Raw genomic sequence first — 24092 nt, 5'->3', positions numbered from 1 at the left:
GCGTCGCGGACGCCGCGACGCAAGCTTACTCGGCGGCTTCCTTGACGGCGCCGTGTGCCGACGTCTGGTGCCCTTCCTCGTCGGTCGAGCTGCCCCTGAACAGGTTCGAGAACTTGTCGAGATAGAGATAGACCACCGGGGTGGTAAACAGCGTCAGCGCCTGGCTGACGATGAGGCCGCCGACCATCGCGTAGCCGAGCGGCTGGCGGATCTCGGCGCCGGTGCCGTGGCCGAGCATCAAGGGCACGCCGCCGAGCAGTGCTGCCATCGTCGTCATCATGATCGGGCGGAAGCGCAACAGCGCGGCTTGGCGGATCGATTCCTCCGGCGTCTTGCCGTCGCGTTCGGCTGCGATGGCGAAGTCGACCATCATGATGCCGTTCTTCTTCACGATGCCGATCAGCAGGATGATTCCGATCAAGGCAATGAGGCTGAAGTCGAAGCCAGCCGCCATCAGAATCATGAGCGCCCCGACACCGGCCGAGGGCAGGGTCGACAGAATCGTGATCGGATGGATGTAGCTTTCATAGAGGATGCCGAGGATCAGATAGACCACGACCAGCGCCGCGAGGATCAGCAGCGGCACGGTGCCGAGCGACTGCTGGAACGCCTGCGCGGTGCCCTGGAAGCTCGAATTCAGCGTCGCCGGCGCACCGAGATCGGCCATCGCCTTCTGAACGGATTGGGTGGCCTGGCCGAGCGCAACGCCCTGGGCGAGGTTGAAGCTGATCGTGATCGCCGGGAATTGGCCCTGGTGGCTGATCGAAAGCGGACGAACCGGATCGGTGGTCCAGGTCGCAAAGGTCGACAGCGGCACCTGATCCCCGGTCAGCGGCGATTTCAGATAGAGCTTGTTCAGCGAATCCAGGTTGCCTTGCATCTCCGGCAGGATTTCCAGGATCACCTTGTAGGTGTTGAGCTGCGTGAAATACTGCGTAACCTGCCGCTGGCCGAAGGCATCATAGAGAGTGTCATCGATCAGCTGCGGCTGGATGCCGTAGCGCGAGGCGGTGTCACGATTGATCTTGAGCTGGACCGTGGTGCCCTGGGTCTGCTGGTCGGTCGCGACGTCGCGCAGCTCCGGCAGCGTCTGCATCTTGGCGAGAATTTTCGGCGCCCATTCGTTCAGCTCGGAGAGATCGGCATCCTGCAGCGTGAACTCGAACTGGGTGCGTGTCGGCCGGCCGCCGAGCCGGACGTCCTGGGCCGCCTGCATGTAAAGCCGCGCGCCCGGCACCTTCTCAAGCTGCGGACGGAGGCGTCCAATGACCTGCTGCGCCGAAACGTCGCGCTGATCCCGGGGTTTCAAGGTGATGAACAGGTTGCCGTTGTTGCCGGCTCTTCCGCTGCCGCCGATGGCCATGGCGACGCTGGCGACGGCGGGATCTGCCTGGATGATCTTGGCGAGCGCCTCCTGCCGTTCCTTCATGGCCGCAAAGGAGATGTCCTGCGAAGCTTCCGAGGTCGCGGTGATCAGGCCGTTGTCCTGCTGCGGGAAGAAGCCTTTGGGGATCAAGACGAAGAGATAGACCGACAGCGCAAGGGTTGCGAAGAAAATGACGAGCGTCGTGCGCTTCCAGCTCAAGGCGATGTCGAGGATATGCTCATAGCCGCGCAGCATCGCGTCAAAGGCGCGTTCGCTCCACTGGTAGAAGCGGCCGTGCTGGATCTCGCCATGGGCGCGCAGGAAGCGCGACGCCATCATCGGGGTGAGTGTCAGCGAGACGATCATCGAGACGAAGATGGTCATCGCCAGCACGACGGCGAACTCGCGGAACAGGCGGCCGATGATGCCGCCCATCAGCAACAGCGGTATCAGCACCGCGACCAGCGAGATACTGATCGAAACGATGGTGAAACCGATTTCCTTCGCGCCTCTGAAGGCGGCGGCCATCGGGGCTTCACCTTCCTCGACGTAGCGGGAGATGTTCTCGAGCATGACGATGGCGTCGTCGACCACGAAGCCGACCGCGATCGTCAGCGCCATCAGCGACAGGTTATCCAGTGTGTAGCCGAATACCCACATCAGGGAGCAGGCGCCGAGCAGCGCCAGCGGCACCGTGATCGTCGGAATGACCGTCGCCCAGAAGCTGCGCAGGAAGACGAAGATGACCATGACTACCAGGAAGATGGTCAGAAGCAGGGTGAACTGCACGTCCTCGACCGCGGCCCGAATGGTCTGGGTTCGGTCGCTCATCAGCTCGATCTTGATCGCAGGCGGGATCGCGGCAACGAGGCGGGGCAAGGCCGCTTTGATCTTGTCCACGGTTTCGATGACGTTCGCGCCCGGCTGCTTGAACACAACCAGGAAGACGCCGCGTTTGCCGTTCGCCCAGGCGGCCTGTTTGGCGTCCTCGGGGCCGGTGACGGCCTGGCCGATGTCGCGGATACGCAGCGGACCGCCGTTGCGATACGCGACGATGACGTCGTTCCAGTCCTTTGACTGCGTCAGCTGATCGTTGGCGTAGATCGTATAGGCGCGCTTCTCGCCGTCGATGTTGCCTTTGGGACTATCGACGGTCGTGATCGCTATCTGGGTCCGCACGTCCTCCAGTGACAACCCCTTGGCGACGAGCTTGGCGGGATCGATCTGGACCCGGATGGCCGGCTTCTGCTGACCGCCGATGATGACTTGTGCGACACCGGATATCTGACTGATCTGCTGGGCAAGCTGCGCGTCGACCGCATCGCTGACGCTGGTCAGAGGCAGCGTCTCGGAAGTGGCGGATAGAAGCAGGATCGGAGAGTCCGCCGGATTGACCTTGCGATAGGTCGGCGGCGAGGGCAGGTTCTTCGGCAATTGACCGGCGGCGGCGTTGATGGCGCCCTGTACGTCGTTGGCGGCGCCGTCGATGCTGCGGTTGAGATCGAATTGGATGGTGATCGACGCGGTGCCAAGATAGCTCGTCGAGGTCATCTGCGCGATGCCGGGAATCTGGGCGAACTGGCGCTCCAGCGGCTGCGCGACCGACGAGGCCATCGTCTCCGGGCTGCCGCCCGGCAAATTGGCCGTGATCTGGATGGTCGGGAAGTCCACCTGCGGCAGCGGCGCCACCGGCAGCAGCGGATAGGCGACGAGACCGACAAAAAGAATGCCGGCCATCAGCAGCGATGTGCCGATGGGATAACGGATGAAAGGTGCCGAAATCCCGCCTTCGGTCATTCCTGCTGGACCTTGTTTTTCTGGACCGAATCTGAACTCGCGACGGTCGTCGAGACCAGGCTGCCGGGCTGAACCTTGTACTGCCCGCCGGTGATCACCTGCTGACCGGGGCTCAATCCCTCATCGACCACCGAACGTCCGTCGATGGAGTAGCTGACCTTGATCTTGCGGACCTCGGCCTTGTTGTCCGGGCTGACCGTGTAGGCGTAGAGGCCGTTGGTCGAATGCTGGACCGCGTCGTCGGGAACGATGGTCGCGTCCTTCAGCGTCCGGACCAGGAGGCGTGTCGACACCGATTGCCCCGGCCACAGCGTGTGCTCCTTGTTGTCGAACACCGCCTTGAGCCTGATAGTCCCGCTGGTCGTATCGACCTGGTTGTTGATGACGGCAAGCTTGCCTTCGGCCAGCGTCTTCTTGCCGTCGGTGGTGAAGGCGATCACCTTGAGCTCGCCGGATTTCTGGCCCTCGCTGATATAGGGCAGCTGGTCCTCCGGCGCCGTGAAGATCACCGTGATGGGCTCGATCTGCGCGATGGTGACGATGCCGGTCTGGCTCGAGGCGTTGACGATGTTGCCGATGTCGACCTGGCGCAGGCTCGCGACGCCGGTGATCGGCGACTTGACCTTGGTGTAGTCGAGCTGGGTCTGGGCGTTGGCGATCGCGGCTTCGTCGGCGGCGATCTGCGCGGTGAGCTGGGCAACCGTGGAGCGCTGCGTATCGGTCTGCTGCCGCGTCGCGAATTCACCGAGCTTGGTGTAGCGCTGAAGGTCCAGATTGGCGTTGGCGAGGTTGGCCTCGTCCTGCGACTTCTTGGCCTTGGCCTGGTCGAGGGCGGCCTGGAACGGGCGCGGATCGATCTCGACCAGCAGCTCGCCTTGTTTGACCGTCTGGCCCTCGGTGAAGGCGATCTTGTCGATCTGACCGTCCACCCGGGTCCGGACTTGTACGGTGTTGAAGCCCTGAACGGTGCCGAGGCCCGTCAAGTAGACCGGGAAGTCGGCCTTCTGGACCGGCGTGATGCTGACGGGCACGGCGGGGGCGTGCGGCGCACCCTTCTGTGCAGTCTGGGTTTTTCCGGCCTCCGCGGCCTGATATCGCTTCCAGCCGTAATAGCCGCCACCGGCCACGGCTGCGATGATGACAATCCACAGGATCGGCCGTGACTTTTTCATATCTGAGCGTATCGGCTTGTATGCCCAAAACAACGAATTGCGGGGCAATCGAAGGGTTCCAGCAAGGCTTGTATATTACACGCCAAGTTCCAGTGTAAACAGCACTATCAGTTGAGAATCCTAAACAATTGGAAAGCTTTGCACCCCGTAGGCAAACGGGTGACGCGCCCGTGTGCAGTGCTGCATTTTCCTGTCGCGAACGAGGAGCGTGCGGGAGGCAGGAAATGCTCGCTGAAGGCGTGGGCCTGCGACGGAAGACGCACGTGAACGCGCTCTGCGGGGAAGGCGCACTTGCCCGAGCGAGAACGGTTCTAAACGCTGGCGCCACGTTTCGGTTGTCACCAAAACCAGCGTCGTTCATATCGGCGCCGCCATATCGGGAGTGCGGAATGGACGAATTGAACGGCAAGCTGATCGCGTGCCAGATCTTGATCACGGGACTGATTGCGCGTGTTGCCAACGAGCAGCGCGATCCCTTGCGCTTCCTCACCGACTTCCGCGACGAGATCAAAGCCGTCGTTGGCGGCGTCAACATCGCCGGCATGGACGATACCGACCGCGTACGTGCCACCGCGCAGCGTACCGTCGATGAATTGTTCTCGCTGATGAAGCCGCCGAGCAGCGACTGACGGCTGCGCGAGATGATGCGCGAAGGCAAGTGTCGCTATGTCCCGATGCATCAATGTGTCGCGCGACATTTCAGCAATTTCGAGATCGAAATTTTGGAATCGTTTTGAACTAGACCTATTCAAGTGCTCTCGCGGGCCCCGTTGCATTGACCCGATTTTTTGCGGCCGATAGCACCGCCTCATCGCTCGTCGCGCATGCCGCGCATCGACGAAATTGGAATGGGGTGTGTTGGAATGGGGCTCGCCGTGGCTCCGCGATCGCTGCGTGCGATCTCGGCAAGAAATTCAGTTGAAGAGAACCTCGATGGCAATTTGGGCAAGACGGCATCAGTCGTTGCTGGCCTGATTGCCGTGGCGTCGGTGTCGAGCGGCGCGCAGGCGCAGCAATCGACCCTGCCGCCGGTGAATGTCGATGCGCCCGTCGAGCGTCCGCGCCCAGCGGCCTCGAAGCCGTCGTCCGAGCAAGTCCGCGCGCGCAATGCGCTTCGCCGCGCCGCGCAGCGCCAGCAGGCGCAGCAGCAGGCTGCGGCTGTTGCACCGGCACCGGCCGGAGCGGTGGATCGCAATCCCTATGCCGATCCCGCCGCGCCCTACAAGGTCGATCACGTGCAGGCCTCCGGCAAGTTTCCCGAGCCGATGCTGAACACGCCGAAGACGATCACGGTGCTCAGCAAGGAAGTGCTCGCGGACAAGAACGCGACGACGCTGAAGGAAATCGGGCGCTCGACCGCCGGCGTGACGCTGGGCTCGGGCGAGGGCGGCAACGCCTTCGGCGACCGCTTCTTCATTCGCGGCTTTGACGCCCGCAACGACGTCTTCATCGACGGCATCCGCGATCCCGCGGTGTCGATCCGCGAGAACTTCTTCACCGAGCAGATCGAGATTTTGCGCGGACCCGCATCTTCCTACGCGGGGCGCGGCACCGCCGGCGGCGCCATCAACATCGTCACCAAGCAGGCCGGCGACGTCAACTTCAAGCGGATGGATACCGAGTTCGGCACCGACAGGACCAAGCGCGTCACGCTCGACGTCAATCAGGTGGTCGACCCGACCTTCTCGGTACGCACGGGCGGCCTGTTTCAAGACGCCAATGTGGCGGGGCGCAACTACGTGACCGATGATCGCTGGGGCACCTTCCTGTCCACCAAGTACACCCCGACCAACGATATCAAGATCACGACCAACTACGTCCATACCGATCTCAGCGGCCTGCCTGACTTCGGCGTGCCCTTTTACAAGCAGGGCAATATGCCGGTGACGTCGGCCGGCATTCCACGCGGCAACTGGTATGGCTTCCTCAACCGCGACTTCCAGACCGCGCGGCAGGATTTCGGCACGGCCACGGCCGAGTACAAGGTCAACGAAGCCATCACGCTGAGCAGCAAGGTGCGCGGCGAGCATTCGCTGCTCAATTACATCGGCACGCTGCCGCAGAACCCGGTGACGACCAATTCCAATCCGCTGCTCTGGACCACGACGGCGAGCGCGCAGAGCCGCTACCAGGCCGTGGACGTCTGGGCCAACCAGAACGAGGCCACGTTCAAGCTCGATACCGGCGGGGTCAAGCACACCGCGGTGTTCGGCGTCGAATACACCAACGAGAATGTCTCGATCGACCGTTACGCGGGTCTGACGTCGGAGCTCGCCGGCTCGCCATTTACGAGCAACGGGGCGATCTCGGGAGTTAATCTCTACTCCCCTCAGTACACGTATCTCGGTGGTTTCGGCTCAGCGTCGCTGACGGGCAATCCGACCCGCTATGGCGTCAACACCAGCAGCGTCTACGCCATGGACACCGCAAACTGGCGCGACACCATCATCCTGAACGGCGGTATTCGCTACGACGGCTATAGCCAGAGTTCGTCCACGAACTCGGCCTACCTCAAGCAGAACTCCGATCTGTTCAACTACAATGTCGGCCTGGTCTACAAGCCGACGCCGATCGGCAGTCTCTACGCGGCCTATGCGACTTCCGCCAATCCGTTCGGCTCCGAGCTCGACGCTACCGGCACCGATTACGGCGGCGTTCCCGCCAACACGGCCGTCCTGCTCGGGCCAGAGCGCAACAAGGCGGCGGAAGTCGGCACCAAGTGGGAGCTTGCCAATCGTCACCTGCTGGTCTCCGCGGCACTGTTCCAGACCACAAAGGACAATGCGCGCGAGACCAATGCATCCGGCGTGCTCACCTCGAATGCGGCCTACCGCATCCAGGGCATCGACATCGAGGCCGAGGGCAAGATCACCGATCGCTGGAGCGTGTTCGGCGGCCTGGTGCTGATGCAATCGAAGGTCACACAAAGCAACATCGCGTCCAACATCGGCCTGCAGCTCGCCAACGTCGCGCATCAATCGTTCAGCATGCTGACCAAGTACAAGCTCGATGGCGACTGGGAGATCGGCGGACAGGCGGTGTACCGCTCCAAGGTCTATGGCGGCACGTTCGCGGCCAACACCGGCAACGAGCTGCCGAGCTACTGGCGCTTCGATGCGTTCGTCGAAAAGAAGATCGACAAGAACTGGACCATGAAGTTCTACGCGCAGAACCTGACCAACAAGCTCTATTACGACACGCTCTATCGCAGTGCCGTGCCGTTCGTCGCGGTTGCGCCGGGGCGAGCGTTCTACATCGTCACGACGGCCAAGTTCTGATGCAGGTCCGATTGCGCCGCCATCATCGCGATGCACGAGATCGTGCATCGCGAGCGCAAACGTCGGCCTCAATTTAGAACGCTTACAAACTCGAGTTTAGAACGATTTCAAACTCGAATTTAGAATCGTTTTGATCTGGATGGATTCAAGGTTGCTCGTGCTGTGATTGCGTTGACCCTCATTGCCCCGCTCGATACGACCAGTGTGTCGCACTGCCACAGTGCGACACACTGCAGCAATGGAATGGGGCGTAGGATGGGAATGGCGAGGGCTCCGCGGTCGTTGCGTTCGACCGCGGCACGGCAGGCATTGGTCGGCAATTTCGATGGTGCGGCCGGCAAGACTGTTTCCACGGTCGCAAGCCTGATCGCAGTCGCGTCCGTATCGGGCGCAGCACAGGCGCAGCAAACAAGTCTGCCGCCCGTCAACGTCGACGCCCCCAAGGAGCGGCCGCGCTCCTCCACCGCGAAACCGACCCCTGATCAGGTCCGCGCCCGCAACGCGTTGCGTCGTGCCGCCCAGCAGCGTCAGCAGGCCGCTCAAACGCCGGTGGAGCCCGCCAACGCGCCCGCCGCCGATCGCAATCCCTATGCGGATCCGGCCGCGCCCTACAAGGTCGATCACGTCCAGGCCGGCGGAAAGTTTCCGGAGAAGTTGGTCGACACGCCGAAATCGATCACCGTGCTCAGCAAGGACGTGCTTGCCGACAAGAACGCCACCAATTTGAAGCAGGCCATTCTCAGCACGGCCGGCGTGACGCTCGGCACGGGTGAGGGCGGTAACGCCTTTGGCGACCGCTTCTTCATTCGCGGCTTCGACGCCCGCAACGACATCTTCATTGATGGCGTGCGCGATCCCGGCGTCAGCGTCCGTGAAAACTTCTTCACCGAGCAGGTCGAAATTCTGCGAGGTCCCGGCTCTACCTTCTCCGGCCGCGGGGTCGCCGGTGGTGCGATCAACATCGTCACCAAGCAGGCGAACACGGAGAAGAGCTTCTACGACATGGACACCTCGTTTGGGACCGACAAGACCAAACGCGTGACGCTCGACGTCAACCAGGTGATCAATCCAACCTTTGCGGTGCGCGCCGGTGGCCTGTTCCAGGACGCGGGTGTTGCCGGTCGCGACTTCGTCACGGATGATCGGAGTGGCGCCTTCATTGCGACCACGTGGAAGCCCGTCGATGCCGTCAAAGTGACGACGGACTACATCCACACGTATCAGCATGGCATCCCGGATTTCGGCGTGCCGTATTACCGGCCGGGATCTCCGACAGTGGGCAATGTCTACAGCACCACCGCGGGCGGTCCGTTCCCGGATTTTGGCTCGAACCGCAACAATTTCTACGGCTTCGTCAACCGCGACTTCTTCAAGGTCAAGCAGGACATCGGAACCGTCGGTGCCGAAGTCTACGTGACGCCCGATCTCGTCCTCACCGACAAGATCCGTGCATCGCGCTCGGTCAACGATTACATCGGTACGCTGGCGGAATCTCCCATCGCCACAATTCCGTTGTCGGCTTCGACGGTGACCCTCAATCCGCAGAGCCGCTACCAAGTTACGGGCGTGCTGGCGAACCAGAGCGAGGCGACCTACAAATTCGACACTGGCGGGTTCAGGCACACCGCACTTGGTGGTGTCGAAGTCTCGCGCGAGACGTCGTTCATCGACAAGTACGCCGGGCTGGACTCGGAACTAACGGCCGGCCCGTCATTCACGTCCGGCGGCTCGACCTCGGGTGTCAGCGTGTTCGCGCCGCAATACACCTTCCTCAACGGGTTCGATACACCGCGGATGCTGGGAGCGCCGACCAACCTTTCGGTCGACACCAAGAGCGTCTATGCGATGGATAGCGCCAACTACCGCGATCTCGTCATTCTCAATGGCGGCGTCCGCTACGACAACTACACCATCAATACCAGCGGCTACGGTTCAGTCGGCGGCACGCAAACTTTTGGCACGCAGAGTGCTGAGTTCGGGCTTCCGAACTTCAACCTCGGTGTCACGCTGAAGCCGCTTCCGAACGGCAGCGTCTATGCAGCCTATGCGACGTCGTCGAATCCGGTGGGCTCCGAGTTCGACGGCACCAGCACGGCCTATGGCGGTCTTTCACCGGTCCTCAACGGCGGCTCGAACCAGATCTTCGGCCCCGAGCAGAACAAGGCGATCGAGCTCGGCACCAAGTGGGAGCTGTTCGATCGCCATTTGCTGCTGACGGCCGCGCTGTTCCAGACCGAGAAGGAGAACGCGCGCGAGGCGCAGAATGTCACGAAAGCAACTGCCACCGCGGCCTGTCCTTATCCGGCGGGAGCGTCCGGCACCGTGTCCTGCATCACGGCCGGCGCGGCCTATCGCATTCGCGGCATCGACCTCGGGGTCGGCGGCAAGATCACGGACAAGTGGAGCGTGTTCGGTGGTCTCGTGCTGATGCAATCCGAGGTGACGAAGTCGCTTGCACCGTCGGCTCAGCCGTCGCTTTACCCAACCAATGTTGGGCGTCCGCTCGCCAACATCGCGCATCAGTCATTCAGCCTGCTGACGAAGTACCAGCTCACCGACGTCTGGGAGCTGGGCGGGCAGGCGGTGTACCGCTCGCAGATCTACGGCGGCACTTTGCTCGCGGCAAACCAGGGCACGTCGATCCCCGGCTACTGGCGCTTCGATGCGTTCGCCGAAGCCAAGATCAACAAGAACTGGCAGGTCAAGCTGTTCGTCAACAACATCTTCGACAAGCGCTACTACGACGCGCTGTACCAGAGCGCGACGCCGTTCGTGCTGGAGGCGCCCGGGCGCGCCGCCTATCTGGTTCTGTCCGCGCGCTACTGATGGAGAGATGACGAGGTGCCATGCTGACATGCATTGAAGGCGTCCTGGGCAAAGATGATGTGGCGGAGTTTCGCCGCATCATGGACGCCAGCGAATGGGAAGACGGCCGTTCCACCGCGGGTGCGCAGTCGGCCATGGTCAAGCGCAATGAGCAATTGCCGCCGGACAGCGAGGTCGCGCGCAAGCTCGGCCATCGCATCATCTCGGCGCTGACGGCGAACCCGCGATTTCTGGCCGCCGCAATCCCGCTCCAGATTTTTCCGCCGCTGTTCAATCGCTATGCGGCGGACAGCGGCCACCATTTCGGCCTGCATGTCGACAACGCGATCCGCGGCGACCGCCTGACCGGGCTTCGCATCCGCACCGATCTTTCGGTCACGCTGTTCCTGAGCGAGCCCGAGGATTACGACGGTGGCGAACTTGTGATCGAGGACACCTACGGCTCGCACGAAGTGAAGTTGCAAGCCGGGGACTGCGTGCTCTATCCCTCGACCAGCCTGCATCTGGTCACCCCGGTGACGAGGGGGGCGCGGGTTGCATCTTTCTTCTGGCTTCAGAGCATGATACGGGACGATCAAGCCCGCAGCATGATCTTCGACCTCGACACCGCCATTCAGGCGCTGGTGGCACGGCTCGGGCGCGACGATCCCGAAACGGTTAAATTGACGGGTATCTATCACAACCTCATTCGCACCTGGGCCGAAGTATGAAGACCGCATCTTTCCAAGCAAGCCTCGCTGCAGCCGTGCTGTTGACGGTCGCCTGGCTCGCAGCGCCTGCTTTCGCCCAGACACAGCCCCAAGCGGCGGCGCAGGCGCGTTCCGCGGCGCCTGCACCTGTCGCGCCCCAGCCGGCGCCGGCTGCTCCTGCTGCCGCGGCGCAACCAAGCACGATTGCGGCGCCATCGACCGCGGCTACTGCTGCTGCGCCTGTCGCCGCGACGCCCAGTGCCTCCGCAACCGAGGCTGCAGTGGCCCCGGCATCCGAGCCGACGCCAAAGGCCGGCATCGCGCCGGCCATGAAGGAATTGTCGCCCTGGGTGATGTTCATGTCGGCGGACATCATCGTGAAGGCGGTGATGATCGGGCTTGCCTTTGCCTCGCTCGTGACCTGGACGGTCTTCATCGCGAAATCGATCGAGCTGTCGATTGCCTCCAGCAAGCTTCGTTCGGCGCTGCGGAAGATTGCAGAGGCGCGGTCACTCGCAGAAGCCCAGATGGCGCTCGGCGCCAAGCAGGGTATCCTGCCGTCCTTCCTGGCCGCGGCGCTGCGTGAGGCGCGGATATCGGCGGGCCTGTCCAGCGACAGCGGCATCAAGGAGCGCGCGGCCTCGAGCTTCGCCGAGCTCGTGCGCGCGGAGCAACGCCGCATCCGCATCGGCATGGGCTTCCTTGCCACCATCGGTTCGACATCGCCCTTCGTCGGCCTGTTCGGCACCGTCTGGGGCATCATGAACAGCTTTATCGGCATCTCGAAGTCGCAGACGACGAACCTCGCTGTGGTTGCCCCCGGCATCGCCGAGGCGCTGCTCGCCACAGCCATCGGCCTCGTCGCGGCGATCCCCGCCGTCATCATCTACAATCACTTCTCGCGCGTGACGAAGGGCTATCTCGAGCTTGTCAGCCGCGCCTCGGGAGCCGCGGCGCGGCTGTTGTCGCGCGATCTCGACCGCAGCCACGGCAGCACGCATTCGCGCGCGGCGGAGTAGGCCATGGCTGTCTCGCTCAACGACGTCGATGACGACGACGATTTCTCGGAAACGCATGACATCAACGTCACGCCGTTCATCGACGTCATCCTGGTGCTGCTGATCATCTTCATGGTCGCAGCCCCGCTGTCGACCGTCGACCTGCCGATCGACCTGCCGACATCGAGTGCGACGCCGCAGAAGAAGCCGGATAAGCCGACCTATGTCAGCATCAAGCCCGATCTGACGCTCGCGATCGGCGAAAATCCGGTCAAGCGCACCGACCTCGTCAGCTCGCTCGACGCCATCGCCGACATGAGCAAGGACAAATACGTGTTCCTGCGTGCCGACAAGGCAGTGCCGTACGGCGAGTTGATGGGCGTCATGGAAATCCTGCGATCGGGCGGCTATTCTCGCATCAAGCTGGTGGCGCTCGAGGCACCTCCTGCGGCGGCCGGGCCGGCGCAAGGGGCAGTCCAACCCTGATGGCGGCGCGATGACCGACCCTGTGTTCGAGGCAAAATCCTCGCGGCCGTTGTGGATCCTGGCCGCCGTGGTGGCCGTTGGCTTGCACATTGGCGGGGCCGCGCTGGCGCTGGCGAACCTTCGCCCTGATGACGGTGACGATGGTCTCGGCGCCAATGGCGCGGAATACGCCGTCGAAATGACCTCGCCGAAACTCCCCGAGACGGATCTGCCGCCCGGCCCGGACAGCGAAGCCTCGCAATACCAGCCGCAGCAGATGCAGCAGCAGGCCGAGGTGAAAGAGACTGATCTGCCGAAGGATATCCCCCAGGAAGCCGAGGACCCGGATCGCCTCGTCACCGAGAATGACTCCAAGAAGCCGGTCGAGGACACCACCAAGGTGGCCAAGGTCGAGACACAGGCTGTCGAGGAGATGCCCAATGCCCAGGAATCGGCCAGGCAGGCGCTGAACGAGAACGCGCGCGAGGACGAGAAGGCGGCCGCCCCCCATCAGGGCATCGGCAAGGACGTCCGCAAGCTGACGGCCGAATGGGGCAAGCGGATCAGCGCCTATTTCGAGATTCACAAGCGCTATCCCAAGGACAAGAGCAAGACCACGACGGTCAAGCTCAGCCTGGTCCTGAACCGGCGCGGCAATGTCGTGTCCGTCAATGTCGCGGAGTCCTCAGGGGATCCCGCCTTCGACGATGCGGCCATATCGATGGTGCGCCGTTCGGATCCGGTGCCGGCTCCGCCGGCCGAGCTGACCGACGATCAGTTCGCTTTCAGCCTGCCGGTGAATTTCAAGAAGCCGTCGAAATAGGCTGAAGGCGCTCAGCGCCAGTAGAACTTGACCCCGACATAGATCACGACCAGGCAGGCAAAGATCAACGCCACCGGCAGGGGACGCTTCTGGGTTCCCCCCACCGTCGTCGCTCCGAAGAAGCTGGTCTTTTTCGGCTTTGGGGCCGGGCGCCGGAAAGCGGTAACATTGTCCCTTGCCGGTTCGGCCGGCCGCGTGCGGACGTCGGGCGGGTTCCCACCGCCGCCCATCTCCAGATAGTAGGATTTGTAGACCTCGGCGATGGCGGCCTCTGTCGCCTCGGCCTCGCTCATTCGCTCCAGCAGCTTCTTGTAGCCGTCGAGGAATCCCTGTGCATCCGGTGGCAGCGCCGACAACCCGTTCAGCTTGGCCATCATCTTCCAAGTGGCGAAATCGGCACGGGCACGGGTGTCCGCGCGTCGCGCGATCAGCATATCGGCAGCTTTGACCAAGTTGGCCTCTAGCCCTTCGGCTTTGTCTCTTGGGATATCGAGTACGGCTTCAACTACGCATTGCCGGTAGCCAAGAGAACAGCTTGAATCACATAACCGGTCAACGTTCGCAGTATTGCTGAAATAACATCAAGATTTAGACCGAACTGGGAACCCGCCAGCGGCAGCAGGATCAGGAGCGCGATCAGGATCATCATGCCGAACGGCTCGAGCCGCGCCAGCGGCAGGGCGAGCGGCCGCGGCAACAGCCCGACCGCCACCCGTCCGCCGTCGAGCGGCGGAATCGGCATCATGTTGAAGACGGCCAGCACGGCGTTGATCAGCAGCGCATTCTTGAGGTTATCGAAGATCCATTGCGCTGAACGGGCCGGCGCCAAGGGCAAGGCGTGGAGGGCGAGACCCGCGAGCAGTGCCAGCAGGATGTTGGTGGCGGGCCCGGCGAGGGCCACCCAGACCATGTCCAGCTTCGGATTGTTGAGCTTGCGAAAATTCACCGGCACGGGCTTGGCATAGCCGAACAGGAATGGCGAATGCGCGAACAGCAGCATCGCTGGTAAAATGAGCGTGCCGAACGGGTCGATATGGCGGAGCGGATTGAAGCTGACGCGCCCGAGCTGCCAGGCGGTGTCGTCGCCGAGCCGGTGCGCCACGAAGCCGTGCGCGGCCTCGTGGAAGGTGATGGCGAGCACCAGGGGCAGCACCCACACCGAGAGATCATAGATGGAAATGTTCACGTCGCATCTTGCCCGTTTGTGTCTGTCGCCTTGCAGACGACCGTCGGGCGGTGCAGCAACGCTTCAGCTCAACATAGGGTGGCCGGTTCTGAAATGCCACGCCGCAAATGGTCACCGAGCAGCGCCGCCGGGCGCGACAGGTCGCGCGCACGGTGCAGGCGGATGTCCGCCGCGGGCAGCGGCGGCAGGCCATCGCGCGGACCGAGTGGGCGTAGGCGGGGCGGCAGGGTGCTTGCCTTGACCACGGTGATGGCGAGGCCCTGCGCCGCGATCGATTCCACCGCTGCCAGCGTCCGGCTGACATAGGCGAGCCGCCAGGGCCGGCCGGCGTGATCAAGCGCCTCTGCGGCCCATTGGCGGAACAGGCAGCCGGGCGGGTAGAGCGCGACGGGCAGGGCGTCTTCCGCCATGGCACGACAGGAAGCGGCGGCCGCCCAGACGGCCTGCTCGCGCCGCAGCAGCTCGCCGTCGCCGCGCCCGACCGGATGCATGGCAATGACGAGGTCATAGGCCTCGCCGAGCCGGGCCGGCATGGTCGCGGTCAGTCCGGTCTCGACCTCGACCCTGACAGTCGGATGGCTTTTGGCAAAGCTCGCGAGCAGGGGCGGAACGACGATCGTACCGTAATCGTCCATCACGCCGAGGCGGATGACGGTCTCCGGCTTGCGCGCATGGAGAGCAGTGACTGCTTCCGCATGGAGGGCAAGGATCCGCTGCGCATAGACGCGCAGCTCTTCGCCCGCGGCGGTCGGCACGATGCCGGTCCGAGCGCGCTGAAATAGTTTTGCGCCGAGCCGCTGCTCGAGCCGCCTGACCTGCACGCTTACCGCCGACTGGGTCCGGTTGAGCTGATCGGCCGCGCGCGTGAACGAGCGATGCTCGGCGACGGCGAGAAAAGCCCGAAGCAGATCGGGATCGAGATCGGACACGGCCATGATGGAACGTTATCCCAGCATGACGGAAATTCCATTCCCTGTTTCGGCACGCCCCGTATGCTGTTGGTCAACCCGTTCCACAGGGAGCAATCGTGAGCGAGATTTTTGGCGTTCTGGCTGCCGTGCTGTCGAGTGCGCTGGGCGGCACCTCGATCGGTGCCACGCGTTATCTCGTCGGCAGCATCGATCCTTTGGCGATCGGCTCATTCCGGTTTGGCTTCGGATTTCTGCTGTTGATGCCGCTAACCCTGCTGCGCGGCGACCGCTGGCCGGCCCGCGCTGACTGGGCGGCCACCGTCGGGCTCGGCATGTTGTTTTTCGCGCTGTTTCCAATCCTGTTCAATGCATCGCTGATCTACACGACGGCGGCGCGCGGCGCGCTCGCGCTGTCGACGCTGCCGCTGCTGTCGCTGATGATTGGCGCCGCGCTCGGCAGCGAGGCCCTGACCTGGCGCAAATCGATCGGCGTCGTGGTGGCAACATCAGGCGTTGCTGTCGCGCTGCTCACCAATTTGAGCGCTGCGCCGTCAGGCGCCTGGCGCGGCGATCTCCTGATGATGGCGGCTGCACTGTGCATGGCACTGTATGGCATCTGGTCGAAGCCGTTGATCCGGCGCTCCAGCCCGATCGGGTTTACGACCATGAGCATGGCCGCGGGCGCTCTCTGCCTCATCCTGCTTTCAAGTTTTCGAGGCAGCTTCGCACCCGTCGCAGATTTCGCCGCGCCGCAATGGCTGGCCGCGCTCTATCTCGGCGCCTTCGGCGCGGCGCTGACCTTCTATCTCTGGGCTTTCGCGCTGGAACGGACAACGCCCACGCGCGTGGCGATCTCGGTGACGGTCAATCCGATCACTGCATCGCTGGTCGGCGCCTGGTTGCTGAAGGAGCCGCTGCGCTGGAATCTGGCGGCCGGCATTGTCGCGGTGTTCGCCGGGATCTGGCTGGCCACGACGGCAGGACGGCGCGTTGAGGCCGCGGGTCTGTCGGCTTCGAGCCGACCTTGATCTCACGCCGGGATCGTTCCCTGATATTGCGTCAGGCCGTCATCCAGCTTCACCCAGGCGAGCTTTTCCGAGACCCAGATGTGCTCGGTCGGCGCAAACGCATTGCGGTCGTCGAAGGTCGCGAGTGCGACGCCGGCCAGGGTGCCGTTGCGCCGCCAGGAGCCCAGCCGCGTGCCGCAAGTCTTGCAGAATACGCGATCGATCGCTTCGGACGACTTATAGCGGCCGGTGTCACCCTCGACGGTCAGCATCTTCTGGTCGAACTGGGCGCGGGCGAAATAGGGCGAGCCCATCGCCTTCTGGCACATACGGCAATGGCAGATGCGCACGTTCAGAGGCTCGCCTTCCGCCTTGAACCGTACTGCGCCGCACAGGCATCCACCTTCTCTAATCATGCCACCCGCCATTCGCTGACTTGCCGCGCCATGTTCCAATTGAGCTCATCGAGTTCGTCGTCCATCTTGGTGCTCGGTCGGCTGACATTGGTGAAGGCGGCCCAGCAGAAGCCGCCATGGGTTCTGACTGCAATGGTGCTAGTGCCGGGCAGGCTGCCATTGTGCCACCAATTGTCTGATTTGTTGATACAGAACCCCTTGGCGTAATCGGGGCTGTAGCTCGGCGCCGATGTCATCGTCTGGATGGTGCGCGGCCGCAAAATGTTCGCTGGCCGGGCATAGCCGTCGACATGCATCAGGAATTGCACGAGGTCCGTCGGCGTCGCGATCCAGCCACCATGGGAATCCATCCGGTGGACGTTCATGTCGTAGGGGCTTTCGACCTTGCAATAATAGGCGACTTCGCCCGCCTGGCGCTGATCACGGGTATTGCCGGCGAGCGTCATGTCGGTGACGCCGCAACGCCCGAGCACCTCGGCGCGGACATGCTCGGCATAGCGCTGGCCGGTGAGCTTCTCGATCACCCGGCCCAGCACGCAATAGCCGAAGTTGGAGTAGGCGTAATGCTGGCCCGGTGGACGGTCCAGCGGCCGGTTGGCCAGCGTCCAGGTGATGAGCTGCGCGTGGTCCATGTGCGGATGCGTGAACATGGGATCGCGGGCATCGTTGGTCCAGCCGCCGCCGGTATGGGTCAGGAGATGTTCGAGCGTCATCTGGTCGATGCCGGGCGAGTAGGGCGGCGCGCCGTAATCCGTGCCGAGCAGCGCGCCAGAGCCGAACACGCGGTCGCCGAGCTTGACGCGATTTTCCTCGATCAGCCGGAACAGCGTGACCGAAGTGATCATCTTGCTGATGCTGGCGATGCGAAACAGATGCTGCGGTGTCGCTGCCTCGTTCTGCTCGCGATCGGCCACGCCGAAGGCGGCCTGATGCACGATCGCACCGGCATAGCCGATCGCAAAAGACAGGCCCGGCACGTCGTATTTGCCCATGAACGTCTGCGCCAGCCGGCCCATCGCCGCGCGTTCGGCCGGCGAGGGCGGGCGGATGCTCGGCGGGTTCGGCGCGAGTTGTGCAATGGCGTGAGGCGAAACTAGCGGCAGCGCGCCTGCGCCGGCTGCGAGCTTCACAAAGTCCCGTCGCCCAAGCTGCATGGTCCGCCCCTCGGAGTTTCCTCGGGCGGCCAATGGCTCAGTAGGTCGCCCGTCCCCCGGAAATATCAAAGACCGCGCCGGTCGAGAAGGCACAATCCTGAGATGCAAGCCAACTCACCATCGCGGCGAGCTCTTCCACCAGCACGAAGCGGGCTTTGGGAATTTTAGACAGCATGAAGTCGATATGCTGCTGCGTCATCTGGTCGAAGATCGCGGTCTTGGCCGCGGCAGGCGTCACCGCATTCACGAGAATGTCATGCGCGGCGAGCTCCTTGCCGAGCGACTTGGTCAGTGCGATCAGGCCGGCCTTGGACGCCGAATAATGCGAGGCGTTCGGATTGCCCTCCTTGCCCGCGATCGAGGCGATGTTCACGATCCGCCCGTATTTCTGCTTGAGCATGACGGGCACGATCGCCTTGCAGACGATGAAGGGGCCGTCGAGGTTGATGCGCAGGACCTTGCGCCATTCCTCCAGATCCGTTTCCCAGACCGGCTTGTTGACGCCGGCGATGCCGGCATTGTTGACGAGGATGTCGATCCTGCCGAAGGCGGCCAAGGTCGCATCGCGGGCCTGCTCGACGCCTGCGGTGTCGGTGACGTCGACCTTGAAGGCGCGGACGTTGTCGCCGATGTCCTTGGCGGTCTTCTCGGCCAGCGCTGAATCAAAATCCCAGATCGCGACCTTGGCGCCGGAGGCGACGAAGCGCTCGGTGATGGCGCGGCCAAAGCCCTGCGCGCCGCCGGTGACGACGGCGACGCGGTCGTTGAGATCAATCTTGTTCATCAGATGTGACCCCGGTTGGCGTCAGAGCATGTAGCCGCCGTCAACGACGAGGTCGACGCCGGTGGTGAAGGCGCTCTCGTCGCTGCCGAGATAGACCGCCATGTTGGCGATTTCGTCGGCCGTGCCGAGCCGTCCCATCTTCTGGCGCGAGATGAACATCTCCTTGCCCTGGGGTCCTTGGGCTGCGGCGCGGTCGAGCATCGAGGGGGTCTCGACGGTGCCGGGGCAGATCGAATTGCAGCGGATGCCCCTGGTGATGAAGTCGAGCGCGACCGCGCGCGACAGCAGCGACACCGCCGCCTTCGACGAACTGTAGACATAGCGGTTCGCCGGCGGCCGCAGCGCCGCGCAGGACGAGATGTTGACGATGCTGCCGCCGCCGCCCGCGATCATGTCGGGCAGGAACGCCTTGATAGTCCGGTGCATCGACTTGACGTTGAGGTCGAACGAGAAGTCGAAATCCTCTTCCGAGCAGTCCAGAATGGTGCCGTGGTGCACGAAGCCGGCCGCGTTGAGCAGGATGTCGATCTTGCCGATACGCTTGGCGAAAGCATTGACGGCGGCGGTGTTGCGGACGTCGAGCTTGGCGACTTCCGTGATGCCTTCCTTGGTCAGGCCTGCGATGCCGGCCTCGTTGATGTCGGTGGCGATGACGGCTGCGCCCTCACGCGCAAATGCGAGAGCGCATGCGCGCCCGATGCCTGCCGCAGCAGCCGTGATGACGGCGCGCTTGCCCTTGAGGCGGTTAGCCATGTTGTTGTTCTCCCTTTGAATTGGTCATTCCGGGGCGCGCCTCTTGGCGCGAGCCCGGAATCCATTGTGCCGCAATGTCGGTGGCTTGATAGATTCCGGGCTCGCGACTTCGTCGCGCCCCGGAATGACAGCGTCAGTGATTATCCCGCGGCACACCAAACGCCGAGGAGACGTTCTGGTAGCGCGTGGCGAGCTCCATGCAGGCGCCGGTCGCGTGCTGGCCGACGGTGTTGCGGTAGATCTCCTGCCACGGCGTCTGGTTCGGCGGATGCTTGAAACCGCCGGCGGCCTTGAGGTCCGCGTGGCGCTTCTTCAGCTCCTCGTCCGAGATCAGGATGTTGGCGCTGCCCTTGTTGAGGTCGATGCGGACCTTGTCGCCGGTCTTCAGGATCGCGAGCCCGCCGTTGCCGGCGGCTTCCGGCGAGGCGTTCAGGATCGATGGCGAGCCCGACGTGCCGGACTGGCGGCCGTCGCCGATGCAGGGCAGGGAGTGGATGCCGCGTTTGATCAGTGCTGCCGGCGGCTGCATGTTCACGACCTCGGCGCCACCTGGATAGCCGATCGGTCCGGTGCCGCGGATGAACAGCACGCAGCGCTCGTCGATGTCGAGCGAGGCATCGTCGATCCGCGCGTGATAATCCTCCGGACCCTCGAACACGATGGCGCGGCCTTCGAAGGCGTTCAGATCCTTCGGGTTGTTCAGGTAGCGATCGCGAAATTCCTTGGAGATCACTGAGGTCTTCATGATCGCGGAATCGAACAGATTGCCTCTCAGCACCAGGAAGCCGGCGTCGTTCACCAGCGGCTTGTCGTAGGCCCAGATCACGTCGTTGTCGGGGAGAGGCGCATTCCTGCAGTTCTCGCCGATGCCGCGGCCGTTGACGGTGACCGCGTCCTCATGGATGCGCTTGTGCTTCATCAACTCGCGCACCACCGCCGGGACGCCGCCGGCACGGTGGAATTCCTCGCCGAGATAGAACCCGGCCGGCTGCATGTTGACCAGCAGCGGCACGTCGTGGCCGAATTTCTGCCAATCGTCGATCGACAGCTCGACGCCGATGTGGCGGGCCAGCGCATTGATGTGGATCGGCGCGTTGGTCGAGCCGCCGAGCGCCGAATTGATGACGATGCAGTTCTCGAATGCCTTGCGGGTCAGGATGTCCGACGGCTTGAGGTCTTCCCAGACCATCTCGACGATGCGCTTGCCCGTCTCATAGGCGATCTGGCCGCGCTCGCGATAGGGAGCGGGGATGGCCGCACAACCCGGCAGCGAGAAGCCGAGCGCTTCGGCAAGGCCGTTCATGGTCGAGGCCGTGCCCATGGTGTTGCAATGGCCGACCGACGGCGCCGAGGACGCCACGATTTCCATGAACTCCTCATAGTCGATCTCGCCGGCAGCCAGCCGTTCGCGCGACTTCCAGACGATGGTGCCTGAGCCGGTGCGCTCGCCATTGTGCCAGCCGTTCAACATCGGGCCGCCCGACAGCACGATCGCGGGCAGGTTGACGGTCGCAGCCGCCATCATGCAGGCCGGCGTGGTCTTGTCGCAGCCGGTGGTGAGCACCACACCGTCGAGCGGATATCCGTAGAGCACCTCGACCAGGCCAAGATAAGCAAGGTTGCGGTCGAGCGCGGCGGTCGGGCGCTTTCCGGTCTCCTGGATCGGGTGGGTCGGGAATTCCATGGCAATGCCGCCGGCCTCGCGGATACCCTCGCGGACGCGGTGGGCTAGCTCGATATGGTGGCGGTTGCAGGGCGACAGGTCGTTACCGGTCTGGGCGATGCCGATGATCGGCTTGCCGGATTGCAGCTCGGCGCGGGTGAGGCCGAAATTCAGGTAGCGCTCCATGTAGAGCGCGGTCATGCCCGGATTATGGGGATTGTTGAACCAGTCCTGCGAGCGAAGATGGCGGCGGGTGCCGTTGCCGGCGGGCGCGTGCCCATTGGTTGGCTTTTTTGTCATGGGTTTCTCCTTCAATGCAAACGCACTGGCCGACGTTTCGGATGTCGATCGGTGCGCTGCCCGGCAGCGCGAGCATGGTAAGACGGCCCGCCTGCTGGCGAACGTTTCCTCATGGTTGGGATATTACTCACGGGTCGTTGGTAACGCTATCATTTTGTACGGCTGGCACCCATTCGCCCGCGCGGGGACTAGCCGTCGGCCGTTGAGCCTGCGAACTCTGCCGTTCGATCACCGTGAAGCCGAGATCAAGCACGGGCTTCTCGGGGCGCTTTCCCTCGATCGCTTCAATCAGCATCGCGGCAGCCGTGCTGCCCATCTCGTAACGGTTGGTCCGCACGCTGGTCAGCGTCGGCACCGAGGAGGCCATGAATTCGAGGTCGTTGAAGCCGACGATCGCAATCTGATCCGGGATGGGGATCTCGCGGCGGCGGCATTCGAAGAGAACGCCGAGCGCAAGGTCGTCATTGGCGCAGAAGACCGCGTCGATGTCAGGCTCGCGCGCGATCAGATCGGCGAACAGCGCGCCGCCAAGCGTCACCGAGGTCGGCGTTGCCGTCGTCACGATCAATCTCTGGTCGAACAGGCCGGCGTCCTTCATGGCTGCGCCATAGCCGTCGAGCCGGCGCTGCACCCGGGGGTCCATGCGGGCGCCGACAAAGCCGATCCGGCGGTGGCCCTGCGCGAACAAATGGGCAATCGCCGCGCGCGCCGCATCATAATGGGAAAAGCCGATCATCATGTCGACGGGATGGGGCCCGATCTCCATGATCTGCACGATCGGGCAATCGGCCGCCTCCAGCATCGCGCGTGATTCGGTGGTCTGGTCGATGCCCGTGACGATCAGTCCCGCCGGCTTCTGCGCCAGAAACAGCCGCAGCAGCTTCTCCTCCTGGAGAATGCTGTAGCGGGTGTTGGACAGCTGGATCGAGTAACGGCTGCCTTCGGACGCATCATAGATCCCGCGGAGCACGTCGGAAAACACGTTGTTGGTCAGTGACGGAATCAAGACACCGATCACTTCGGTGCGCTGCGAGGCGAGCGCGCGTGCCGCAAGGTTGGGCACATAGCCGAGCTCGCGGGCTGCGCTTTCGACCCGCGTCCGCTTGGCGACCGACAGCGCCTCCGGATTGCGGAAGAAGCGGGACGCCGTAATCGGGCTGACGCCGGCCAGCTCGGCGACTTCCGCTAGCCGAATCTTGCCAGACTTGGTGCGCTTTCGACCCATTTGTTGCTCTTAACACAGCCAATCCCGCAAACAAAGGATCGTTGACAGCGCTACCAGCAGCGACTAACCAAAGACAAATTGCCAAACCCGCACAAACTGCTGACAATGTCGCCTGTTAAGAGGGCTTCGGGTCGGCGAAGTTCAGAAAAAACAAGACGGTGGCGGCGCGACAGGTGCGTCGTCTAAGTCGAAGGAGGGAGCTAGATGTCGTCTGTGCAAATCCGCGACGTGCGGAAATCGTTCGGCAATTTTGAAGTCCTGCACGGCGTCTCGATCCCGATCGAGGATGGCCAGTTCGTCGTCCTGGTTGGCCCCTCCGGCTGCGGCAAGTCGACGCTCCTGCGCATGCTCGCAGGCCTAGAGAACATCACCTCAGGCACGATCTCGATCGGCGACCGCGTCGTCAACAATGTCCAGCCCAAGGAGCGGGACATTGCGATGGTGTTCCAGAATTACGCGCTCTATCCGCACATGACCGTCGCCGAGAACATGGGCTTCTCGCTGAAGCTGCGGAATGCCGGCTCGGACGAGATCAGCAAGCGCGTCAAGCGCGCCGCCGAAATTCTGGCACTGACGCCATTGCTCGACCGCTATCCGCGCCAGCTCTCCGGTGGCCAGCGCCAGCGCGTCGCCATGGGCCGCGCCATCGTGCGCGATCCGCAGGTCTTCCTGTTCGACGAGCCCTTGTCGAACCTCGACGCCAAGCTGCGCGTCGCCATGCGCACCGAGATCAAGGAGCTGCACCAGCGGCTCAAGACCACGACCGTCTACGTCACCCACGACCAGATCGAGGCCATGACCATGGCCGACAAGATCGTCGTGATGCATGACGGCATCGTCGAGCAGATGGGCACGCCGCTCGAGCTCTATGACAGGCCGGAAAACCAGTTCGTCGCCGGCTTCATTGGCTCACCGGCCATGAATTTCCTGAAGGGGCATATCCGCGTCAACGGCGTTGCGACCTTCGAGGGACCGAACGGCGTCAAGCTGCCGCTCAAGAGCGCGCCGGCTGCCTCGGACGGCAAGCCCGTGGTTTACGGCGTTCGCCCGGAGCATTTCACGATTGCCGACGACGGCGCCGACGCCGAGATCGTCGTCGTCGAGCCGACCGGCTCGGAGACGCAGGTGTTTGCGAAGGTCGGTGGCGAGCAGGTCGTCGCGGTCTTCCGCGAGCGGCACCAGTTCAATCCGGGCGACAAGGTCAAGTTGAAGCCGGATCCGACCGTGGTTCACCTGTTTGACGAGGCAACAGGCAAGCGCCTGTAGCGACTTCAGAACG

At 63.3% G+C, this 24092-nt stretch carries 20 protein-coding genes; 9 read left to right on the top strand and 11 right to left on the bottom strand.

What is annotated here, in order from left to right; all coding sequences use genetic code 11:
* Positions 1 to 25: 25 nt before the first annotated feature.
* Both XH91_RS21025 and XH91_RS21020 read right to left on the bottom strand, forming a co-directional pair.
* Positions 26 to 3163, bottom strand: coding sequence for a multidrug efflux RND transporter permease subunit (locus XH91_RS21025; protein WP_128952341.1), 3138 nt, complete (start codon positions 3161 to 3163; stop codon positions 26 to 28).
* On the bottom strand, positions 3160 to 4335 hold the full coding sequence (locus XH91_RS21020; RefSeq protein WP_128952340.1) for an efflux RND transporter periplasmic adaptor subunit: 1176 nt from the start codon (positions 4333 to 4335) through the stop codon (positions 3160 to 3162). The genes XH91_RS21025 and XH91_RS21020 overlap by 4 nt, the downstream gene beginning before the upstream one ends.
* A gap of 389 nt (positions 4336 to 4724) precedes the next feature.
* Between XH91_RS21020 and XH91_RS21015 the strand changes: the two genes are divergently transcribed.
* The 7 genes from XH91_RS21015 (at position 4725) to XH91_RS20985 (ending at position 13414) form a co-directional block, all read left to right on the top strand.
* Positions 4725 to 4964 carry a hypothetical protein gene (locus XH91_RS21015; RefSeq protein WP_092291479.1) on the top strand — a complete coding sequence of 80 codons (240 nt, stop codon included), beginning with the start codon at positions 4725 to 4727 and terminating at the stop codon, positions 4962 to 4964.
* 234 nt (positions 4965 to 5198) lie between these two features.
* Entirely contained in the window at positions 5199 to 7613 is a 2415-nt protein-coding gene (locus XH91_RS21010) for a TonB-dependent receptor (RefSeq protein ID WP_128952339.1), read from the top strand.
* 255 nt (positions 7614 to 7868) lie between these two features.
* Positions 7869 to 10439, top strand: a complete 2571-nt coding sequence (locus XH91_RS21005; protein WP_128952338.1) for a TonB-dependent receptor — start codon at positions 7869 to 7871, stop codon at positions 10437 to 10439.
* A gap of 20 nt (positions 10440 to 10459) precedes the next feature.
* The gene (locus XH91_RS21000) at positions 10460 to 11149 is read left to right on the top strand and encodes a Fe2+-dependent dioxygenase (RefSeq protein ID WP_128952337.1); all 690 of its coding nucleotides are present in this window, start codon (positions 10460 to 10462) and stop codon (positions 11147 to 11149) included.
* On the top strand, positions 11146 to 12147 hold the full coding sequence (exbB, locus tag XH91_RS20995; RefSeq protein ID WP_128952336.1) for a tonB-system energizer ExbB: 1002 nt from the start codon (positions 11146 to 11148) through the stop codon (positions 12145 to 12147). Before XH91_RS21000 ends, exbB begins: the two co-directional genes overlap by 4 nt.
* A 3-nt stretch (positions 12148 to 12150) precedes the next feature.
* The gene (gene exbD, locus XH91_RS20990; RefSeq protein ID WP_128952335.1) at positions 12151 to 12612 is read left to right on the top strand and encodes a TonB system transport protein ExbD; all 462 of its coding nucleotides are present in this window, start codon (positions 12151 to 12153) and stop codon (positions 12610 to 12612) included.
* Between the two features lie 10 nt (positions 12613 to 12622).
* The gene (locus tag XH91_RS20985) at positions 12623 to 13414 is read left to right on the top strand and encodes an energy transducer TonB family protein (RefSeq protein ID WP_128952334.1); all 792 of its coding nucleotides are present in this window, start codon (positions 12623 to 12625) and stop codon (positions 13412 to 13414) included.
* A gap of 11 nt (positions 13415 to 13425) precedes the next feature.
* Here XH91_RS20985 and XH91_RS20980 read toward each other — a convergent pair whose 3' ends face one another.
* The 3 genes from XH91_RS20980 to XH91_RS20970 form a co-directional block, all read right to left on the bottom strand.
* Positions 13426 to 13848, bottom strand: a complete 423-nt coding sequence (locus tag XH91_RS20980; protein ID WP_128954931.1) for a hypothetical protein — start codon at positions 13846 to 13848, stop codon at positions 13426 to 13428.
* Between the two features lie 71 nt (positions 13849 to 13919).
* Positions 13920 to 14600, bottom strand: coding sequence for a site-2 protease family protein (locus XH91_RS20975; RefSeq protein WP_128952333.1), 681 nt, complete (start codon positions 14598 to 14600; stop codon positions 13920 to 13922).
* 68 nt (positions 14601 to 14668) lie between these two features.
* On the bottom strand, positions 14669 to 15535 hold the full coding sequence (locus tag XH91_RS20970; RefSeq protein ID WP_128952332.1) for a LysR family transcriptional regulator: 867 nt from the start codon (positions 15533 to 15535) through the stop codon (positions 14669 to 14671).
* A gap of 92 nt (positions 15536 to 15627) precedes the next feature.
* Between XH91_RS20970 and XH91_RS20965 the strand changes: the two genes are divergently transcribed.
* A complete protein-coding gene (locus tag XH91_RS20965; RefSeq protein WP_128952331.1) occupies positions 15628 to 16539 on the top strand; it encodes a DMT family transporter in 912 nt (303 codons plus the stop codon).
* A gap of 2 nt (positions 16540 to 16541) precedes the next feature.
* Here the strand turns inward: XH91_RS20965 and XH91_RS20960 are convergent, their stop codons facing one another.
* From XH91_RS20960 to gntR, 6 genes are all read right to left on the bottom strand, one after another.
* Positions 16542 to 16934, bottom strand: coding sequence for a GFA family protein (locus tag XH91_RS20960; protein ID WP_128952330.1), 393 nt, complete (start codon positions 16932 to 16934; stop codon positions 16542 to 16544).
* Positions 16931 to 18088: a serine hydrolase domain-containing protein gene (locus tag XH91_RS20955; protein ID WP_128952329.1), complete on the bottom strand. Its 1158-nt coding sequence runs from the start codon at positions 18086 to 18088 to the stop codon at positions 16931 to 16933. The genes XH91_RS20960 and XH91_RS20955 overlap by 4 nt, the downstream gene beginning before the upstream one ends.
* A 37-nt stretch (positions 18089 to 18125) precedes the next feature.
* On the bottom strand, positions 18126 to 18872 hold the full coding sequence (locus XH91_RS20950) for an SDR family NAD(P)-dependent oxidoreductase (RefSeq protein ID WP_128952328.1): 747 nt from the start codon (positions 18870 to 18872) through the stop codon (positions 18126 to 18128).
* A 21-nt stretch (positions 18873 to 18893) separates the two neighbouring features.
* Entirely contained in the window at positions 18894 to 19625 is a 732-nt protein-coding gene (locus tag XH91_RS20945; RefSeq protein WP_128952327.1) for an SDR family oxidoreductase, read from the bottom strand.
* A gap of 133 nt (positions 19626 to 19758) precedes the next feature.
* The gene (locus XH91_RS20940; RefSeq protein ID WP_128952326.1) at positions 19759 to 21588 is read right to left on the bottom strand and encodes an IlvD/Edd family dehydratase; all 1830 of its coding nucleotides are present in this window, start codon (positions 21586 to 21588) and stop codon (positions 19759 to 19761) included.
* Positions 21589 to 21715: 127 nt separating this feature from the next.
* Positions 21716 to 22813: an HTH-type transcriptional regulator GntR gene (gntR, locus tag XH91_RS20935; protein ID WP_245477162.1), complete on the bottom strand. Its 1098-nt coding sequence runs from the start codon at positions 22811 to 22813 to the stop codon at positions 21716 to 21718.
* Between the two features lie 204 nt (positions 22814 to 23017).
* On the opposite strand from gntR, the gene XH91_RS20930 reads away from it, so the two are divergent.
* Positions 23018 to 24079, top strand: coding sequence for an ABC transporter ATP-binding protein (locus XH91_RS20930; RefSeq protein ID WP_128952325.1), 1062 nt, complete (start codon positions 23018 to 23020; stop codon positions 24077 to 24079).
* The last annotated feature ends 13 nt before the right edge of the window (positions 24080 to 24092 follow it).

It is taken from the genome of Bradyrhizobium guangzhouense, assembly GCF_004114955.1.
Lineage (GTDB): Bacteria > Pseudomonadota > Alphaproteobacteria > Rhizobiales > Xanthobacteraceae > Bradyrhizobium > Bradyrhizobium guangzhouense.
This window is presented reverse-complemented; position numbering and strand designations above follow the sequence as displayed.

Bases quoted from the DNA above. Each gene is read 5' to 3' on its own strand.
- XH91_RS21025 (WP_128952341.1), bottom strand. From the start codon at position 3,163: ATGACCGAAGGCGGGATTTCGGCACCTTTCATCCGTTATCCCATCGGC.
- XH91_RS21020 (WP_128952340.1), bottom strand. From the start codon at position 4,335: ATGAAAAAGTCACGGCCGATCCTGTGGATTGTCATCATCGCAGCCGTG.
- XH91_RS21015 (WP_092291479.1), top strand. From the start codon at position 4,725: ATGGACGAATTGAACGGCAAGCTGATCGCGTGCCAGATCTTGATCACG.
- XH91_RS21010 (WP_128952339.1), top strand. From the start codon at position 5,199: ATGGGGCTCGCCGTGGCTCCGCGATCGCTGCGTGCGATCTCGGCAAGA.
- XH91_RS21005 (WP_128952338.1), top strand. From the start codon at position 7,869: ATGGGAATGGCGAGGGCTCCGCGGTCGTTGCGTTCGACCGCGGCACGG.
- XH91_RS21000 (WP_128952337.1), top strand. From the start codon at position 10,460: ATGCTGACATGCATTGAAGGCGTCCTGGGCAAAGATGATGTGGCGGAG.
- exbB (WP_128952336.1), top strand. From the start codon at position 11,146: ATGAAGACCGCATCTTTCCAAGCAAGCCTCGCTGCAGCCGTGCTGTTG.
- exbD (WP_128952335.1), top strand. From the start codon at position 12,151: ATGGCTGTCTCGCTCAACGACGTCGATGACGACGACGATTTCTCGGAA.
- XH91_RS20985 (WP_128952334.1), top strand. From the start codon at position 12,623: ATGACCGACCCTGTGTTCGAGGCAAAATCCTCGCGGCCGTTGTGGATC.
- XH91_RS20980 (WP_128954931.1), bottom strand. From the start codon at position 13,848: ATGCTGATCGCGCGACGCGCGGACACCCGTGCCCGTGCCGATTTCGCC.
- XH91_RS20970 (WP_128952332.1), bottom strand. From the start codon at position 15,535: ATGGCCGTGTCCGATCTCGATCCCGATCTGCTTCGGGCTTTTCTCGCC.
- XH91_RS20960 (WP_128952330.1), bottom strand. From the start codon at position 16,934: ATGATTAGAGAAGGTGGATGCCTGTGCGGCGCAGTACGGTTCAAGGCG.
- XH91_RS20955 (WP_128952329.1), bottom strand. From the start codon at position 18,088: ATGCAGCTTGGGCGACGGGACTTTGTGAAGCTCGCAGCCGGCGCAGGC.
- XH91_RS20950 (WP_128952328.1), bottom strand. From the start codon at position 18,872: ATGAACAAGATTGATCTCAACGACCGCGTCGCCGTCGTCACCGGCGGC.
- XH91_RS20945 (WP_128952327.1), bottom strand. From the start codon at position 19,625: ATGGCTAACCGCCTCAAGGGCAAGCGCGCCGTCATCACGGCTGCTGCG.
- XH91_RS20940 (WP_128952326.1), bottom strand. From the start codon at position 21,588: ATGACAAAAAAGCCAACCAATGGGCACGCGCCCGCCGGCAACGGCACC.
- gntR (WP_245477162.1), bottom strand. From the start codon at position 22,813: ATGGGTCGAAAGCGCACCAAGTCTGGCAAGATTCGGCTAGCGGAAGTC.
- XH91_RS20930 (WP_128952325.1), top strand. From the start codon at position 23,018: ATGTCGTCTGTGCAAATCCGCGACGTGCGGAAATCGTTCGGCAATTTT.